This window comes from Phyllobacterium trifolii (genome assembly GCF_014192095.1).
Classification (GTDB): Bacteria; Pseudomonadota; Alphaproteobacteria; order Rhizobiales; family Rhizobiaceae; genus Phyllobacterium; species Phyllobacterium trifolii.
This window is the reverse complement of record NZ_JACHXN010000015.1, coordinates 61,374-78,098: the sequence shown is the minus strand read 5'-3', so window position 1 is coordinate 78,098 and position 16,725 is coordinate 61,374. Positions and strand designations below refer to the sequence as shown.

Sequence of the window (16,725 nt, the reverse complement as noted above, 5' to 3'; positions counted from 1 at the left end):
CAATTTCCGGGAATCTCGTCAGGATGCGCCACGCCTCACAAGGAAAGTTACTTCTATGATCCGTCATTGTGTGTTTATGCGTTTTCGAGACGACGTGCCGTCGTTGGACCGCCAATCCATTTACCGCGATCTTCAAACTTTGTGCGCAAAGCTGCCGGGCGCGCTGACCATCACGTCCGGCGCGAATGTCAGTCCTGAGGAGGGCATGGACAAGGGATTTTCTGAAGGCTTTATCCTCGATTTTGCCGATGCGGCAGCGCGTGACGCCTATCTTGTTCATCCGGAACACCAGGAAATTGCAGGGCGGATCGTTGCTTCGACCGCAGGTGGCACTGACGGTGTTTTTGTTTTTGATATGGAAGTTTGAGACCGATGCAGGATAAGGAATTTTTCACGAAGCTGTTTCAGGCTGCAGTCGAAGCGGCGGATCCGGAGCGGACCATTGCAGAGCATCTCCCGCCAAAGCCAAAAGGACGGACCATCGTCATTGGCGCAGGCAAGGGCTCGGCGCAAATGGCCAGCGCTTTCGAGAAAGCGTGGGCAGCGAAACATGGAGATACTCCGCTCGAAGGTCTTGTCGTCACGCGATATGGATTCGGTGCTCCTTGCAAACATATCGAGATCATCGAAGCGTCGCACCCGGTTCCGGACGCTGCAGGATTAGTGGCTTCCAAGCGCCTGCTTGAAATAGTGTCGGGGCTGACAGAAGACGATCTTGTCGTCGCGTTGATCTCCGGCGGTGGTTCTGCGCTGTTGCCGTCTCCGCCGCAAGGCATGACGCTTGAGGATGAGATCACCGTCAACAAGATGCTCCTTGCGTCCGGCGCGCCGATCGCGGCGATGAATGCTGTACGCAAGCATCTGTCGACCATAAAGGGCGGGCGTCTGGCAGCGGCGGCTCACCCGGCGCGTGTCTATTCGCTGATCGTGTCAGACATTCCCGGCGACAATCCCGCCTTCGTGGCTTCCGGCCCCACTGTGACCGATGAAATGACGCGGGAGGATGCCTTGAAGATCGTCGAGCGCTACAGTCTTGACCTGCCAGCAGCAGCCCTCGCGCATCTACACTCTGCAAACGCCGATGCCCCCAAACCTTCCGATGCGGTTTTTGCCGGCCACGAGCATCATGTGATTGCCTCAGCCGGTGTGTCGCTTGAGGCAGCTGCGAAGGCCGCTCGCAATTTAGGCGTCGAGGCAGTCATACTCTCCGACGCAATCGAGGGCGAAGCACGTGAAGTCGCACACGTCCATGCGGCAATGGCGAAACAGGTCCTTGCCAAGGATCAACCTTTCAAAAAGCCCGTCGTCATACTCTCCGGCGGAGAGACGACTGTAACAGTGCGGGGCAAGGGCAAGGGTGGTCGCAACAGCGAATTCCTTCTGTCGCTTGCGATCGATATTGATGGAGCAGACGGGATCACCGCCTTTGCGGCAGACACCGATGGCATCGACGGTTCCGAAGACAATGCCGGCGGATTTGCCGATAGCACCAGCATTGCGCGATTATTTGCCAAAGGGCAGGACGCATCGGGCCTACTCAACAAAAATGATGCCTGGACAGCATTTGATGCGATCGACGATTTGTTCGTCCCTGGTCCTACCGGCACCAATGTCAACGATCTGCGGGCCATTCTCATTCGTTGATTGTCGGCCGACGGACGCTTAATCGCCATCTTTGGATGGTCAACAGTGGCCGATTCATGCCAGCGTGAACTTGGCATGCAACACAACGATCCGCGCCATCGTCCGGCGCAATATCCAAAGGAAAGTCGAATGCGGATAGCACTGTCCCTGATCGCTCTGTCTCTCATGGTCGTCACGGGTTGCACAACCACACCAAAGACGACCACTCCCGCGGGGCCTTCACCTGCCAAGGATACGCATTTTGTCCCGCCACCCAAATCCCTTACACAGCGCGCAACTCCCTCCAAGGAGCCCAGCCTGAGTGAGTCTGCCGCCGCGGCTGCAGCGAAGCCTGCCGCGCAGTAACCACTTTTTGCCCACCGACGCCGTCTCCGACTACATGCGTCGGGGCGGCGTTTTTGCATTATACCGCAAGTCAATTTCTGGAGAAGAGAACAGGGCTTAAAACAACAAAACCCACCGCGGGAGGAGGTGCGGTGGGTTTCGTTGGTTATGGAGGGCCTTCTGGGAGGAGAAGAGGCCATCCGTTTCGACAGGGCCGGGAGGAGGTGACGCTGTCGAAAATTCCTGATTTGAGAATAACTCAACTGTCCTGATTTAATACAGACAATATTGCATAGCAGCAATGCATTTTGTGCAACGCAGCAATCTCATCGCCGAAGCGTCACGCTCCGATCACGGCCAATTGACTATCTATTAGGAACGGAACCAGTCCCCATCCGTTAATAATCCATGAACGAGGCTTATATGGCGATAAACGCTGGCCTCCAGATGTGGTTGGAAGGGGCAGGAAAATGCGCTTCTACAAATCATCGATACCCTTTTTCGCAGCTGCGCTTGTTGCGTCGGCTGCTGTATTGCCGGCCAATGCTTTCAACATCGAAAATCAGGCACAAGCGTCAGAGGACGTTAGCGAGGTCAGCAACAGACAATTCGAACGGGCTGCCTTGCTTGAAGCCAGAGCCTATATTTGCGGAACCGATGAAGCCAGCGAAGCGGCGATGAAAGCGGGGATGCGGGAAACCGGACTGCCGGAAGATATAGCGGTCGAAATTGTTTCTGATCTCGCTTCTGGCCACATCGACAAGGCAGAAGAGTCCGGATCGAAAGAAATATGCGGCAAGGCCAAAGTGCAACTTTCTGGTTTTTAGCCGAGATTATTCGGTGGTCGAATAAAATATCTCAATGCATTCATTCACTTGCAAATCAATCAGTAAAATTTTAGAATAAATTTATAGATTGAAGCCATTTATTCACGAATATTTGTAGTAATTAAAGGGCTTTTCAATTCGCGTATTTTGAGATTAGTGTTATTTGCGCAGTCTTGGTGGAATCAACAAACACAATTAACCATCGCTAGAAATTCTTTCGAAAGTATCGGGGAATTTGTTGATAAGCACATTGGTCGCATGGCTTTTGTCCTTGCACTAATGCGAGAAGATTTTAGTGGGATACAACTCACTATTGCGGTTCACGGGATATGGAGAGAACAGCATGAACAAGAGAGCACAAACACTCGAAGTATTAAAAACAGAACTCTCAAAATTGTGCACCCTGGCGGACAATGCAGGTTTCGAGATGATTGCCTATTTCATCGAAACTGCGATCCGTGAATCTGATGAGCAGTTGTCACAGGAAACCCGCGCCGTGGTCGGCATGGAACTACGCCTGGAATCCTCCCGCTCCCGCCACCTCTGAATCTCACCTTCTTATTCAATCAAGCTTCAATTTTTGTGAATCATGAAATCGCACCCTGTTATTGTGCGCCTTCACTGATCGCCTATATGAAGGCAATGACCCCGCTATCTGTCCTTGACCTTTCACCGATTGTCGCCGGCAGCGATGCCGCACAGTCCCTTCGCAATTCGCTGGATCTCGCGCAAAACGCGGAGCGCCTTGGCTATAACCGCCTTTGGCTAGCCGAGCATCATAGCATGCGCGGTATTGCCAGCGCGGCGACAGCCGTTGTCATCGCGCATGTTGCGGCTGGCACGTCGAAAATCCGGCTTGGTGCCGGTGGTATCATGCTGCCGAACCACTCACCGTTGATGGTGGCAGAAGCATTCGGCACTTTGGCTTCCCTGCATCCGGGCCGTATCGATCTCGGCGTCGGCCGTGCGCCGGGCACGGATCAGATTACTGCCCAGGCATTGCGCCGCAATCTCGATCAGGACATCAACGGCTTCCCGCAGGATGTCGTCGAGTTGATGGGGTATTTCCGCGATCCCGAGCCGGGCCAGCGCGTCATAGCTGTTCCGGGTGCGGGGACGAAAGTGCCTGTGTGGATATTGGGCTCCAGCCTCTTCGGCGCACAGCTCGCAGCGGCACTCGGCCTGCCTTATGCCTTCGCATCGCATTTTGCACCGGCTGAAATGGAGCGGGCGATCGAGATTTACCGAACACGGTTCGAACCGTCGGAATATCTCGACAAGCCGTATGTGATGCTGGGACTTAACGTCTTCGCCGCAGAAACCGATGACGAGGCAAAGCTTCTGCAAACCTCGCAGCAGCAGGCCTTCGTCAATCTACGTACTGGCAATCCCGGACCATTGCCCGCGCCAGTGCGAGGCTATGAAGAAACGCTCGACCTCCACGCGAAGGCGATTTTGCGTCAGGCCCTATCCTGCTCGGTCGTCGGCTCGCCGGAAACCGTCAAAGCCGGCGTTCAGGATTTCATTGTGCGCACGGGAGCAGACGAGATCATGGTGACAGGCCAGATTTTCGATCATCCAGCAAGAATCCGCTCATACGAGATTCTCGCTGAAACTATGATCAAGCGGCCTGAAGCTGCACCCCTAAGCCGCCTCGCGTAGACCGCCTGCAGCTTCGATAAAGGCGATCACATCGTCAAGGCCGTTCCTGCGCAGCATGTCGGTGAACACATAGGGTTTTACTCCACGCTGAACCTTGGTATCCGCATCCATCACATCGAGATCAGCGCCGACATAGGGCGCTAGGTCCTTCTTGTTGATGATCAGCAGATCCGAACGCGTGATGCCCGGCCCGCCCTTGCGCGGTATTTTTTCGCCTTGGCAAACCGAAATCACATAGATGGTCAGGTCGGCGAGATCCGGTGAAAACGTCGCGGCCAGATTGTCCCCGCCGGACTCGATAAAGACGATGTCGAGATCGGGATGGCGCTTGTTCATCTCGGCGATAGCTTGCAGGTTTATCGTCGCGTCTTCCCGGATGGCCGTGTGCGGGCAACCGCCTGTCTCGACACCCATGATCCGGTCCTCGGGCAGGGCTTGCAGCCGGTTGAGGATCAGCGCGTCTTCCTTCGTATAGATATCATTGGTGACGACAGCGATGGAATAGCGGTGGCGCAGCGCTTTGCACAACATTTCGGTGACAGTGGTCTTGCCGGAGCCAACCGGCCCGCCAATCCCGATGCGAAGCGGTCCGTTTTGCGAAATCATGAGCGAAATACCCTCGAATATTGTGTTTCATGTTGCATGGCCATGATGTCGGACATGATGGCCGCCGAGCCAAGATCATCAAGGCTGGAACTCGCGGCACGCTCAGTGACCGCCAGGATTTGTGTTTCCATTGCCGCCATCAACGATACGCCATGGCTTTGTCCGAGCGGTACCAACCGGACGGCGCCTTGAATGAGGTTGGAAACGACGGCGTGAAGATAGGCGGCAAGCGCTGGCTCACATGCAACCTGGTTTCGGGCCGCAACCATGGCGACGGCGACAGGATAGGGCATTTCTCTTGCCGCGCCGGATTCTGCGTTGCTCCAATGTCCAATAGCCTGCAGGAAAGCGTTACCTTGCAGCATGGTCTCCATGTGCCGCTCTTTCGAACCTGCCATTGCCTGGCCGAGCGCTGATTCTTCCACGCAACTGCCACCCGTATCCGCATCCCTCCAGCTTGCGGCAAATAAAACCGCATCGTTCCAGACCGAGCCGTGGTTCATGAGGTCAGCAAGCCAGCCCTGCAATGATGCCTTGTCGTGGATCAAACCATCATGCACTGACCGCTCGATGCCATGACTGTAGGAAAACGCCCCGACAGGAAAAGCTGGGGAAAGCCATGTCATGAGGCGCAGAAGCGCGGTGTTTGGGGCAAGATCAGCCATGGGCATGATCGTGGTGTTGATGATCATGGCCATTATCATGCGCGTGCGAATGCCCGTGCCCGCTATGATATGCGCCGTGCAATGGATGGAATGGGGCAGTGATCTCGGTAACCTTCGCCCCAAGACCTTGCAACATCGCCTTGATCACGTGATCGCGTAGGATGACGATGCGGCTTTCTTCGAGTTGCGCTGGCAAATGACGATTGCCAAGATGCCAGGCTAGTTCCGACAGATGCCGGCGATCCCGTGGCGTGACCTCGTAGAGCGCTTCATCCGCCGCAATGATCTCGGCCATTCTCCCATCTTCAAGAATGAGCACGTCGCCATGCTCGAACGCGATAGCCTCGGGCAAATCGACAAGGATTTGTTCGCCCTGCTCTAGTGCCAGCACCTTGCGCCGCAAATGCCGCTCGTCATGGGCCAGTACAACGCGATCGAACGGCGTGCCGTGATAATGCCCGGCATGGCTATGGCTGGTGACGCGCTTCATCACGCTTGGCCTTTCTCATGAAAATCATCGTTCATGCATAGGAAGAAATCGATCGGCGGCGCGTCACCTGTCAGTTGCGAAAGCAGCGTATGTACCTGACCGCGATGATGCGTCTGGTGGTTGAAAATTTGCGTCAAAGCACGATCCAAGGTCGAGGTATATGGCTGGCCTTCGGTGGTGATCCAGTGAAGGACGCCATTGATCGATGCCTCATCCATACCGTTGACCACGTCGATAATGTGATCGTCCAGGGCGATGCGCGCCGCATGCAAGTCATTGAAGTTATCGTGTAGAATCACATCCATGGAAGGGATGGCGTAAAGGTCCCCCGTGAAGCGACCGAACCATAGCTTGTCGATAGCCAGGATATGGTTGAGTGTCCCATGCACCGATTTGAAGAACGCACGTCTGTCGGCGAAATAATCTTCGTGGTCCAAGGCGCCTGCTGCCGCGTAAATGCGCCCATTGGCCCATTTGTTATAGTACGCAAGCCGCCCGAATTGATCCTTCACTTTGTTCCTCCCCCTCAGAACAGAAAGTAGCGCTGTGCCATCGGTAGCAGCGTTGCCGGCTCGCACGTCAACAACTCGCCATCCGCGCGAACCTCATAGGTCTCCGGATCGACCTCCACATGCGGCGTGGCATCGTTATGGATCATCGATGCCTTGGAAATGCCGCTGCGCGTGTTTTCGACGCCGACCAGCTGTTTGTCGACACCGAGCGACTGGCGCAAACCTGCCTCGACCGAAGCCTTGCTGGCAAAGACGACCGACGAGTTGCTGACATTCTTGCCATAGCCGCCGAACATATAACGATAATGGACCGGCTGCGGCGTCGGGATCGACGCGTTGGGATCGCCCATCGGCGCGGCAACAATCGAGCCGCCAAGCAGGACCATGTCAGGCTTGACGCCGAAGAAGGCCGGGTTCCACAGAACGAGATCGGCACGCTTTCCGACCTCGATTGAACCCACGTGCCGGGAAACACCCTGTGCAATCGCCGGGTTGATCGTATATTTCGCGATGTAGCGTTTGACGCGAAAATTGTCGTTGTCGCCGGTTTCCTGCGGCAGGCTCCCGCGCTGGCGCTTCATTTTATCGGCGGTCTGCCACGTGCGTATCAGCACTTCGCCAACACGGCCCATGGCCTGGCTGTCAGAGGAAATGATCGAAAACGCGCCGATATCATGCAGGATATCTTCGGCGGCGATCGTCTCTTTGCGGATACGGCTTTCGGCAAACGCCACATCTTCCGGGATCGACGATGAGAGGTGATGGCACACCATCAGCATATCGAGATGTTCCGCGATGGTATTTTTGGTATAGGGCCGCGTCGGGTTGGTCGAAGACGGAATGACGTTGGGAAGCCCGCAAATCTTGATGATGTCCGGGGCGTGTCCACCGCCAGCGCCTTCCGTATGAAAAGCGTGAACTGTGCGACCCTTGAAGGCGGCCACCGTGTCCTCGACAAAGCCGCTCTCATTCAGCGTGTCGGTGTGGATCATCACCTGCACATCGTACTGGTCGGCAACCGAGAGGCAATTGTCGATCGCCGCCGGTGTGGTACCCCAATCCTCATGCAGTTTCAGCGAGCACGCCCCGCCAAGGATCATCTCCTCCAGCGCTTTCGGCAGCGATGTATTGCCCTTGCCTGAAAGGCCGATGTTCATGGGTATGGCGTCGAAAGACTGAATCATCCGGCCCAAGTGCCAGGGCCCTGGCGTACAGGTGGTCGCCAGTGTCCCATGGGCTGGTCCTGTGCCGCCGCCAAACATTGTCGTAACGCCTGACATCAGCGCTTCCTCGATCTGCTGCGGGCAGATGAAATGAATATGGGCATCCATACCGCCGGCGGTGAGGATTTTGCCTTCGCCCGCGATGATTTCCGTGCCGGGACCAATGATGATCGTCACGCCGGGTTGCGTATCGGGGTTGCCGGCCTTGCCGATTCCGGCAATCAGCCCATCTTTTAAACCGACATCGGCTTTATAAATACCACTGTGATCGACGACCAGTGCATTGGTAATGACTGTGTCGACGGCACCGTCTGCACGGGCAATCTGGCTCTGGCCCATGCCATCGCGAATGACCTTGCCACCGCCGAATTTCACTTCTTCGCCATAGATGGTGAAGTCCTTCTCCACCTCGATGAAGAGTTCGGTGTCGGCAAGGCGCACCTTGTCGCCGGTCGTTGGCCCAAACATGCGGGCATAGGCCGCGCGGGTGATTTTAGCGGGCATGGAATTTCCCTCTTGTATGAATAACCGAATGGGCGACAGCGGGTGCCTGCTGCCACATTTCTGCCGCGATATTGCCTTGGAAAAACCCGATCAGCGACCGCTTGAGATCGAATTCCGCATGTGAAGTGCGCGCATCATCAGTAGATGATCGTTCGCCAATCTCGTGAAAGGAAAAACGATGCGAAAGATGATAGCCCTCGCGCTCTGTGCGGCATTCCCGCTTGCGACTTCGGCTGCCTATGCGCAGTCCGCGGCGCCGCAGACTCCGAGCGCCGAGCAGCCCGCTCCAAAGAGCGAAACTCCAGCCAAGCCTGGTGCTACGGCCATTACCACCATCAATATCGTGGATATCAATGAGCTGCCGGATGCGACCAAGACCCAGGTCAACGACGCCCTTGCCAAGCGCAGCGACGCCGACATGCAGAAACTGCGCACGTCGATCGATAAGTCGCCACAAGTCTCCGCTGCCCTGAAGGAAAAGGGGCTGACATCCGCAGCGGTGGTCATTGCTAGCCTCGATTCCAAAGGCCTGCTGACCCTCGTGACCAAGAAGCCAAGCTGACAGGCAGACCCTACCTGACCCATATCTGGGATATGCGCAGCGATCGGTGTTTCTCCGGTCGCTTGTTGTCGTGGAAATGAGGTCAAGCGGAGCGGTCACAGCTTTCCCATGATCTTCTGCTGAAACCCGTAAACGGTCCGGTTCCCGCTGAGCGGCACGAGCGTAATATCACGCTCCTGTCCCGGCTCGAACCGGACCGCCGTTCCGGCAGCAATATCGAGACGCATGCCGCGCGCTTGATCGCGGTCGAATACCAGCGCCGAGTTGGCTTCGAAGAAATGATAGTGCGACCCTACCTGCACCGGACGGTCGCCAGTATTTGCCACCTTCAGCATGATGTTGCTGGCACCGGCATTCAGTTCGATTTCGCCTTCAGCCGTTATGATTGCACCGGGGATCATCTGCGGTTTCCTACCTTATCGGTTCGTGCACGGTGACGAGCTTTGTCCCGTCCGGAAATGTCGCCTCGACCTGTATGTCGTGGATCATCTCTGGAATACCTTCCATCACCTGTTCCCGGGTGATGACATGTGCCCCTGCCTGCATCAGATCGGCGACTGATCGGCCATCGCGGGCGCCCTCGACGACGAAATCGCTAATCAATGCAATGGCTTCCGGATGATTGAGCTTGACGCCGCGTTCGAGTCGGCGGCGGGCGACCATCGCCGCCATAGAGATGAGAAGTTTGTCCTTCTCGCGTGGTGTCAGGTTCATGCTTTTCCTTTAGTCATACTCAGTTTTGCGTCTAGATTGACCAGACTTTAGGCACGCCTGCCTTTTCATTGAGCAGTTCTATCAATGGTACCAGCCGCTTCCTCAATGAATAGGCGTCACCATCGACGAGCCTCGCAAGAAGCTTGCCAGACCAGAAGGAAGCGCCGCCTTTTGTTCCAATTATTTTCCGGGTTGGCTCAAAATGACGTTCGGCCTCGGCATCGAGAAGCAGGACAGTGGCCATGGTGCGCATTCCCCCGAACAGGGCAGGGCGGCCCAGCATCGATGCCGTGTCGGGTCCGATTGTGAAATCTTCCGCATGGATCAGTTTGCCTTCGCGGCGAATGCGCCAGCGATCCCGGAACAGACAGTTCTGCACGTCCTCACCCATCGCCTTGCGACCGAACACAACGGGCTCCACGATCAAGGCACGGCTTGTCTCGGCAAGATCGACGGTAAGAGTTCGCTTCAGTGCCGCGCCCTCGAACAAAATAGTCTCCTGCGGCAACCATGCGAGCGAGGCCCGCTTCCCCACCTTCAAGGTGCTTGCCACGTCCGCGATACCAGCAGATGCCTTGTAGACGCGCTCGCATGCCTGAGTGGTGACCTGCGCCCGGCAATTGTCCGCGACGTCGAACCTCCAACGCATCTCGTCGCCCCCCGTCAATCCGCCCGATGTGTTGATCATCACCGCCTCAAGCGACCGATCATCAATCTCAGGCAACCGAATCTTGGCGCAGCCTTCCTGATAGAGTGTGTCGATACGCGTACGGCCATTGACGGGTTTTACAGCGAGATGCGCCGAGCCAAAGGCACGTTGCGGTCTTGCTTCTATGGCTGGATCAGATGGATGCACGCTCATTTCGGCACGCTATCGCAATGATCCAGCGCGCGAAAGCTCAATAGGTGCCAAGTTCTATTGCGCGCTGGTGTGCCTTGAAAACAGCCCGGATCATAAGCCGTTTGAGTTTGTCATGGCCCATCAATACGTCGAGCGCGGCGGCAGTGGTACCCTTCGGGCTCGTCACCTGTTCGCGCAGCGTCGTTGGCGTGTCTTCGCTCGAAGCGGCGAGGACGCCAGCGCCGTAGACGGTCTGCATCGCCAGCAGCTCCGCGGTCTTTCGTTCGAGGCCAGCCACAACAGCCGCTTCGGTCAGGCATTCGATGAAGTGAAAAACGTAAGCGGGGCCCGAGCCCGAAACCGCGGTTGCCACGTCGATCAGCTTTTCATCGTCCACGGAGGCAACTTTTCCGCTGGTTTTCAACAAGGTATCGACAAACGTGGCATCCTCGTCGCTCACGTTCGAATTGCGGAATGTGACGATCATGCCTTTACCGATCGCTGCAGGCGTATTCGGGATAGTGCGGATAATCGCGGTCTTTTCACCAAGAAATTCTTCGAACAACGCAACCTTGACGCCCGCGGCGACACTGACGAAAGTTGACCCGGCCGCGAAACGCTCATAGGCGGGCAGCACATCGCGCATAACCTGCGGCTTGACCGCGATGAGTACAATGCGTGGCGACAGATCGTCGTCGAGCCGGCTTGCATTAGCATGCGCATGAACACCAAGCGTCGCCGCCCGTTCACGCAGCGCATCGGTTGGCTCGATCACTGTGACCTGATCTGGCTGCAATATTCCTGCGTCCAGCCAGCCCTTGAGCATGGCAAAGCCCATATTGCCGCAACCGACCAGAACCACATTATCCATTTCATTCTCCCGCTGATGTCGCGGCACTTTGATCTGGCCGGGTGCGCCCGGTCAACTGGTCTTGTGGGAATTTGTGCGCGTGAGGATTGGAACGCGGGCGGTCATGCGCAGACCAAAACATGCCATGACCACGAGCAGCCACACTGGATCTGCACGCCGGAAGAAGAAGCTCTCAAGAAAAGCGTTCATCAGCGAAAATGTCAGGCACATCATGAAAAAATCGGCCATGAATACGTTCTCCCGCTTTTTCAGGCAGCGCGCATAGTCAAAAAGCGGCAGCACAATCAAGACGATGAGCGCGCATATCATGGCCGGATATCCCATGGCGATGGCAATATCGAGATAGCCATTATGCGCATGCACAATGCCGCGAACGTCCCAGTCGAGGTAGTAGCTCGGATTTTCCGCCTGACGCACAACCGGCGCTTCCCAGAAACTTTCAAAACCATAGCCGCGCCACGGTGTTGCGGCGAGCTTCTCCAGCCCGAACTGCCAGATTGATGTGCGGCCGGTAAACGTGGTGTCCGCACCGAGCTGAACGAGGAGATCGTGCGTTGCCGGGAAAAACAACGTGCCGATGGTGAAGAAGAAGAATCCGATTAGTGCTGCGGCAATCAGCATGGCAGCGATCATACGAAAGCCGAACATTCCGGGGAACATGACGAGGAAAATCACAATCGGCACCAGCGCCGTCGCGGTCTTCGAACCGGTGTGCGCAACGAACCAGAGCGCGAGCACCAGCAGGACAATGCCAGTCCCGCGCCAGCCGCGACGCAGCAGATATATGCCAGCAAAGGAGAACGCCGCCATGACCGGTCCAGCAATATTCTTATGCGCGAAGATACCGCGCCAAAGTCCCGCATGTTCGGCTTCAATCTCATTGGCGGTATGCTTCGCGAGGTCCGGAACGAGAACCAGACCGGCATACGAGAGCGTCAGCACGGCAAAGGCTGCGATCACCAGTGCCAACGAAAATCCATCGGCATCGCGTGGCAGCGCCAGCACCGCAATCATGCAAAGCGCGGCGATCACAGTGAAGAGCACAGCGCGTTGAGCGGCTCCGGGATCGATGGCAACAAATGTCGACAGGAAAAGAAAGCCGAACATGACGATCCACATCGGGCTGATGAGGGCAACAAGCGTACGCGGATTACCAAGCAACGTCATGGCAAGCACGGAGACGCCGCCCAAGGCACCGAAACCGAGCTGATTGACGAGATCTCCGCCGCTCCCGGCGATTGCCGTACTTGCCGGTTGGAATGGGCGGAACGAAATCAGCAGCACGCAAAGGATGATCGCCGCAATAATACTGGCGACCAATCGCATTGGGATCGAGGATACCGCGTCAGTTCTTTTCAGGTTGTCGATACTGCTCATTCGAATATCCGAATTCCGCCAGAACGCGGCCAACGCCAACATAGATCTGATAAGCCCCGATGGACAGAGATCCCGTTTGTACGACCTTGACCGCGGCTCGCAGCGGCGAGATAGCGAGAAGTGCCAGACTCTTCAGGACCGTCTTCACTCCCCCAAAAGGTTCGCCGCCACGCTTGCGCTTTTCGATCAAAGTGGAGATCACGCCATTGCGCAGTGCCCGTGCCCGGATCCAGTCAGCCTCGACGCGCCTTGCCGGGATGGTTTCGTAAACGGGTGCTTCCGCGCACCAGGCAATGGTGAAGCCCTTGACCACGCTGCGGCTAATGAAATCCGAATCCCCGCCGCCCATGAAGTTGAAAGCGAGATCGAGAAACGGAAATGGCATGGTCTCAAGCACATTGCGCCCGACCAGCAGATTCCCGGATGAATAAATGATCGGTACGCGACCCGTGCGAGTATGGTGGGGGCTGAAAACCGGGTGTGTCGACCATTTGGTATGTTCCGGCTTGGCGAAAACCGGAAGTTGAGGCCCGCCGACAAAGTCGACACCATAAGTCTCGCGCGTCTTGCACATGTTCTCCAGCCAATTCGGATCGGCGACTTCATCATCGTCGATAACCAGCAGTGACTTGAAATTTGGAAAAGCCTTCAGCGCGGTCAACCATCCTGCGTTGTAGGCATTACAATTGCCGCGATCATGCGCGATGATCAGCAGGCCCGGAAGTTCGCCATTCTCGAACAGTGGCTTCGCTGCTTCCGCTCCCTCACGTTTTTCGGTCTCGTTCTCCATGACGACGATGGCAAAGCGCCGTGTGGTCACCTGGGCCTTGAGTGACACAAGGGTTTTCAGCAGATGCTCCGGACGTTTGAACGTCGGCAGCGTCACGACGATGTCAATCGTTTCCGGCTTGAGGCCGGGTGATTGTGCCACGACGCCGATATTTTCTGGGAGATCGAGATTCATCGCCGGAGTATTTATCCGTTATCCATGGTTACAACTTATAAGAGTCGGTTATTCAACATTTCATTACATTCTGCGATCAAATCAAATATTGAGAAATAAATCGTCGTGGAGAGCATCAGCCTTTGCATTTGCTGTTCGTAACATCGCTGGTACCGGATGGTAAGCCGACGACCGGCTATGAGATTGCCAACAAAGCGATCATCGATGGCCTTGTGCGTGCCGGCGCTCGCGTCACCGTGATCGGATTTGTCTGGCCCGGGAGCAAGCCGCTCGATCCGGAGAACACAATCGTCCTCGGTGAAGTGGATGTGCGCAACGACACAGCGAACTTTGCGCAAAAGTTGCGTTGGTTCGGCAAAGCAATGATGTCAGGCCTCACTGTTTCATCAGTAAAGCTGCGCGTCGTCACGAAGGACACGTTCCGTGCCGCAATCGCCTCGGTGGAGCCTTTCGACGCTTACGTGCTCAACGGAGTGCCACTGCCCGGGGCATTTGAAGACTGTTTCCACGACAAGCCGCAAATCTTCATCGCACACAATGTCGAACATCGCTCGGCGCGCGAGAATGCCGAAGCGGCAACCAGCCCCGTACAGAAATATCTGTTCAGCCGGGAGTCCCGGCTTCTGATGGGTCTTGAGAAGCGGTTGTGCAGCAAGGCGTCGTTCGTCTTCACGTTGGCCGATGACGATATCGATGCGCTGGGTCTATCCGGAACCGGACGTGCCGCAGCACTTCCTCTCGTGACCGGCGCCGATACGGCAAAAAGCAAAGGCCGCAAAATAGTACGCGATCTTGGCTTGATAGGAACCTGGACATGGCAGCCGAACCGCATTGGTCTTGAATGGTTCCTGCGTGAGGTCGTACCGCATCTGGACAAGGATATCGGTGTTACCATTGCTGGAAGTACCCCAGCCGATCTCAAAGCTGCGTGGCCGGATGCCAGCTTCGCCGGCCGTGTGGCGGACGCGACGGATTTTGTCTGCGGCTGTGCCGTGATCCCGTTGATCAGCCGCGCCGGAAGCGGTGTACAGCTCAAGACGATCGAAACATTCGAACTGGGCTTGCCTAGTGTCGCCACCGCGCTTTCTGTGCGAGGCATCGCAGATATTCCGGATAATTGCGTTGTTGCCGATGATCCCGTCGCCTTTGCCAAGGCGGTAAACGCCATGGTGGCCCGCGTGCGCGCAGGTGAGGACTTGACGTGCGAGGGAGACGCCTTCCGCGCCGCGCAGTTGGCACGCTTCGACCAGCAGATAAGATTGGGACTGGACCGGCTTGAAACCCGGATTGCAAATGGGCGTGCAGCCGCATGAGTTCGGGCGAAACGGATATTCCACGTCGTACAATTCTTGGCGTAGACGTTGTCGCGTTGCCTTGGGGGGACGCCATCGAAGTCATGCGGGAGCGTATCGCGCAGCAGCACTTTGCCCTGGTCACCTGGCTCAATGCTCACAACGCCAATCTCGCGCAGGAGAATATTGATTTCCGTCAGGCTTTGAACCAATTCCTCGTTCTCCCCGATGGCTTCGGAGTCGATATTGCCTCGAAACTCCTGCATGGCGCACCTTTTCCGGCGAATCTCAACGGTACGGATTTTACGCCCGCACTCCTTAAGGCAGAAACCAGCTCTCTGCGCGTTGGCCTCATTGGCGCACGCCGTGAAGTGGTTGAAAAGGCAGCGGAGAGCTTCAGGCAGCTTGCGCCTCACCATGAAATCCGCGTGATCAGTGATGGCTTCTTTAAAAGCGAGCATCAGCCGTACATTCTGCGTGTCCTGAAAGAATATCATCCGCATATCCTGCTCGTCGCCATGGGTGTGCCGCGGCAGGAGATGTTCATGGCGAACAACTTGACGGCCGAACATTGCACGTTGGCTTTTGGCGTTGGCGCGCTGTTTGATTTCATGGCGGGCGCTGTACCGCGCGCCCCGGTGATTGTGCAGAAACTGCGCTTTGAATGGCTTTATCGCCTTGCGCAAGAACCCGGCCGGTTGTGGTACCGGTACATTGTCGGCAATCCACTTTTTCTGCTACGCGTCATGCGGGCGAAATTTAAAGTCGGCGGGGGCGCATGACGAAAACGGCACTTGTTACCGCGAGTTATGCACCCGATTTTGAGCGCTGCAGATTGCTCTGCGAAACAATTGATCGTTTCGTCGCCGGCTACACCAAACACTATATTTTGGTCGAGCATCGTGACGTTGCGCTGTTCAAGCAGCTGGAAAGCTCGCGTCGTGTGGTGATCGACGAGAACGATCTATTGCCCCGCTGGATCAGGCCGTTTCCCGACCCGAGTAATTTCGGTCACCGTCGCATTTGGCTGTCGCCAAGAACGATGCCCTTGCGCGGCTGGCACGTGCAGCAGTTTCGCCGTATCGCCATTGCAGCACACACGAATGAAGACGCTTTCTTCTACATCGATTCCGACGTCGCTTTCCTGAAATCCTTCGATTGCGCCTCGGTCTGGCGTGGCAGCGATTTGCGGCTGTTCCGCCGCGATGGCGACCTTTTGCATCCTGTACCAGGAGACCAGCGTATCTGGTCTGAACACGCAGGCCAGGTACTTGGGCTCGTCCCGGTGAGCCCTGCTGGACACGACTATATCGGCACTTTGATCGCCTGGCGGCGGGACGCGTTGCTGACAATGTGCAACCACATCGAGAGGATCACCGGCCGCCATTGGATCGCGGCGATCGGGCGGTCGCGCCGGTTTTCCGAATGCATGATCTATGGCCGCTATGCCGATGAAGTGCTGATGGCCGAGGGGCACTATCATGACGCCGCTGAATTCTGCCGGGTCTACTGGTTTGCGCCTGCGCCAACGGACGCGGAGTTCCTTGCTTTTGTTGAAGCGATGACACCGGAACAAGTCGCGATCGGCATGCAATCCTTCATAGGCGACGATACGGCGCGCATCCGGAAATTGTTAGCGTAGCAAAT

At 56.4% G+C, this 16,725-nt stretch carries 21 protein-coding genes; 10 read left to right on the top strand and 11 right to left on the bottom strand.

The features are described 5' to 3' along the window. Positions 1-55 precede the first annotated feature (55 nt). The 6 genes from FHS21_RS20680 to FHS21_RS20655 all read left to right on the top strand — a co-directional run bounded on the left by FHS21_RS20680 (position 56) and on the right by FHS21_RS20655 (position 4,457). On the top strand, positions 56-367 hold the full coding sequence (locus tag FHS21_RS20680) for a Dabb family protein (protein ID WP_112526149.1): 312 nt from the start codon (positions 56-58) through the stop codon (positions 365-367). Positions 368-372: 5 nt separating this feature from the next. After that, a complete protein-coding gene (locus tag FHS21_RS20675; protein WP_376772169.1) occupies positions 373-1,644 on the top strand; it encodes a glycerate kinase type-2 family protein in 1,272 nt (423 codons plus the stop codon). A 129-nt stretch (positions 1,645-1,773) separates the two neighbouring features. After that, positions 1,774-1,989 carry a hypothetical protein gene (locus FHS21_RS20670; RefSeq protein ID WP_158482243.1) on the top strand — a complete coding sequence of 72 codons (216 nt, stop codon included), beginning with the start codon at positions 1,774-1,776 and terminating at the stop codon, positions 1,987-1,989. 449 nt (positions 1,990-2,438) lie between these two features. Further along, positions 2,439-2,795: a hypothetical protein gene (locus FHS21_RS20665; protein ID WP_112526145.1), complete on the top strand. Its 357-nt coding sequence runs from the start codon at positions 2,439-2,441 to the stop codon at positions 2,793-2,795. Positions 2,796-3,138: 343 nt separating this feature from the next. Next, complete coding sequence (locus FHS21_RS20660; RefSeq protein WP_112526143.1) at positions 3,139-3,342, top strand: hypothetical protein; 204 nt, start codon at positions 3,139-3,141, stop codon at positions 3,340-3,342. A gap of 95 nt (positions 3,343-3,437) precedes the next feature. Then, positions 3,438-4,457, top strand: a complete 1,020-nt coding sequence (locus tag FHS21_RS20655) for an LLM class flavin-dependent oxidoreductase (protein WP_112526361.1) — start codon at positions 3,438-3,440, stop codon at positions 4,455-4,457. Here FHS21_RS20655 and ureG read toward each other — a convergent pair. Genes ureG through ureC form a run of 5 tightly spaced genes read right to left on the bottom strand, consistent with a single transcriptional unit; the run spans position 4,440 to position 8,457 of the window. Then, on the bottom strand, positions 4,440-5,063 hold the full coding sequence (gene ureG / locus FHS21_RS20650; protein WP_112526141.1) for an urease accessory protein UreG: 624 nt from the start codon (positions 5,061-5,063) through the stop codon (positions 4,440-4,442). The two genes, FHS21_RS20655 and ureG, sit on opposite strands and share 18 nt — an antisense overlap. Further along, positions 5,060-5,755: an urease accessory protein UreF gene (locus FHS21_RS20645; RefSeq protein ID WP_112526139.1), complete on the bottom strand. Its 696-nt coding sequence runs from the start codon at positions 5,753-5,755 to the stop codon at positions 5,060-5,062. The genes ureG and FHS21_RS20645 overlap by 4 nt, the downstream gene beginning before the upstream one ends. Next, on the bottom strand, positions 5,721-6,218 hold the full coding sequence (ureE, locus tag FHS21_RS20640) for an urease accessory protein UreE (protein ID WP_112526137.1): 498 nt from the start codon (positions 6,216-6,218) through the stop codon (positions 5,721-5,723). The genes FHS21_RS20645 and ureE overlap by 35 nt, the downstream gene beginning before the upstream one ends. Further along, on the bottom strand, positions 6,218-6,730 hold the full coding sequence (locus FHS21_RS20635; protein ID WP_162713624.1) for a DinB family protein: 513 nt from the start codon (positions 6,728-6,730) through the stop codon (positions 6,218-6,220). The genes ureE and FHS21_RS20635 overlap by 1 nt, the downstream gene beginning before the upstream one ends. A gap of 14 nt (positions 6,731-6,744) precedes the next feature. After that, positions 6,745-8,457, bottom strand: coding sequence for an urease subunit alpha (gene ureC / locus FHS21_RS20630; RefSeq protein WP_112526133.1), 1,713 nt, complete (start codon positions 8,455-8,457; stop codon positions 6,745-6,747). Positions 8,458-8,635: 178 nt separating this feature from the next. Here ureC and FHS21_RS20625 point away from each other — a divergent pair, with 178 nt between their 5' ends. Continuing rightward, the gene (locus tag FHS21_RS20625; protein ID WP_112526131.1) at positions 8,636-9,019 is read left to right on the top strand and encodes a hypothetical protein; all 384 of its coding nucleotides are present in this window, start codon (positions 8,636-8,638) and stop codon (positions 9,017-9,019) included. 95 nt (positions 9,020-9,114) lie between these two features. Here FHS21_RS20625 and FHS21_RS20620 read toward each other — a convergent pair whose 3' ends face one another. Genes FHS21_RS20620 through FHS21_RS20595 form a run of 6 tightly spaced genes read right to left on the bottom strand, consistent with a single transcriptional unit; the run spans position 9,115 to position 13,786 of the window. Continuing rightward, entirely contained in the window at positions 9,115-9,420 is a 306-nt protein-coding gene (locus FHS21_RS20620; protein WP_112526129.1) for an urease subunit beta, read from the bottom strand. 10 nt (positions 9,421-9,430) lie between these two features. Continuing rightward, a complete protein-coding gene (locus FHS21_RS20615; RefSeq protein ID WP_106715462.1) occupies positions 9,431-9,733 on the bottom strand; it encodes an urease subunit gamma in 303 nt (100 codons plus the stop codon). Between the two features lie 31 nt (positions 9,734-9,764). Continuing rightward, positions 9,765-10,595 (bottom strand): urease accessory protein UreD, encoded by an 831-nt coding sequence (locus FHS21_RS20610; protein ID WP_112551435.1) that lies wholly within the window; start codon positions 10,593-10,595, stop codon positions 9,765-9,767. 37 nt (positions 10,596-10,632) lie between these two features. Continuing rightward, positions 10,633-11,445, bottom strand: coding sequence for a pyrroline-5-carboxylate reductase (proC, locus tag FHS21_RS20605; RefSeq protein WP_112551436.1), 813 nt, complete (start codon positions 11,443-11,445; stop codon positions 10,633-10,635). 51 nt (positions 11,446-11,496) lie between these two features. Continuing rightward, on the bottom strand, positions 11,497-12,822 hold the full coding sequence (locus FHS21_RS20600; RefSeq protein ID WP_112551437.1) for an O-antigen ligase family protein: 1,326 nt from the start codon (positions 12,820-12,822) through the stop codon (positions 11,497-11,499). Continuing rightward, positions 12,791-13,786 (bottom strand): glycosyltransferase family 2 protein, encoded by a 996-nt coding sequence (locus FHS21_RS20595; RefSeq protein WP_112551438.1) that lies wholly within the window; start codon positions 13,784-13,786, stop codon positions 12,791-12,793. Before FHS21_RS20595 ends, FHS21_RS20600 begins: the two co-directional genes overlap by 32 nt. A 122-nt stretch (positions 13,787-13,908) precedes the next feature. Here FHS21_RS20595 and FHS21_RS20590 point away from each other — a divergent pair, with 122 nt between their 5' ends. The 3 genes from FHS21_RS20590 to FHS21_RS20580 are packed head-to-tail and all read left to right on the top strand — an operon-like array spanning position 13,909 to position 16,720. Further along, the gene (locus tag FHS21_RS20590) at positions 13,909-15,099 is read left to right on the top strand and encodes a glycosyltransferase family 4 protein (RefSeq protein WP_112551439.1); all 1,191 of its coding nucleotides are present in this window, start codon (positions 13,909-13,911) and stop codon (positions 15,097-15,099) included. Further along, complete coding sequence (locus tag FHS21_RS20585; protein WP_112551440.1) at positions 15,096-15,860, top strand: WecB/TagA/CpsF family glycosyltransferase; 765 nt, start codon at positions 15,096-15,098, stop codon at positions 15,858-15,860. Before FHS21_RS20590 ends, FHS21_RS20585 begins: the two co-directional genes overlap by 4 nt. Next, a complete protein-coding gene (locus FHS21_RS20580; RefSeq protein ID WP_112526116.1) occupies positions 15,857-16,720 on the top strand; it encodes a DUF6492 family protein in 864 nt (287 codons plus the stop codon). The genes FHS21_RS20585 and FHS21_RS20580 overlap by 4 nt, the downstream gene beginning before the upstream one ends. Positions 16,721-16,725 lie beyond the last annotated feature (5 nt).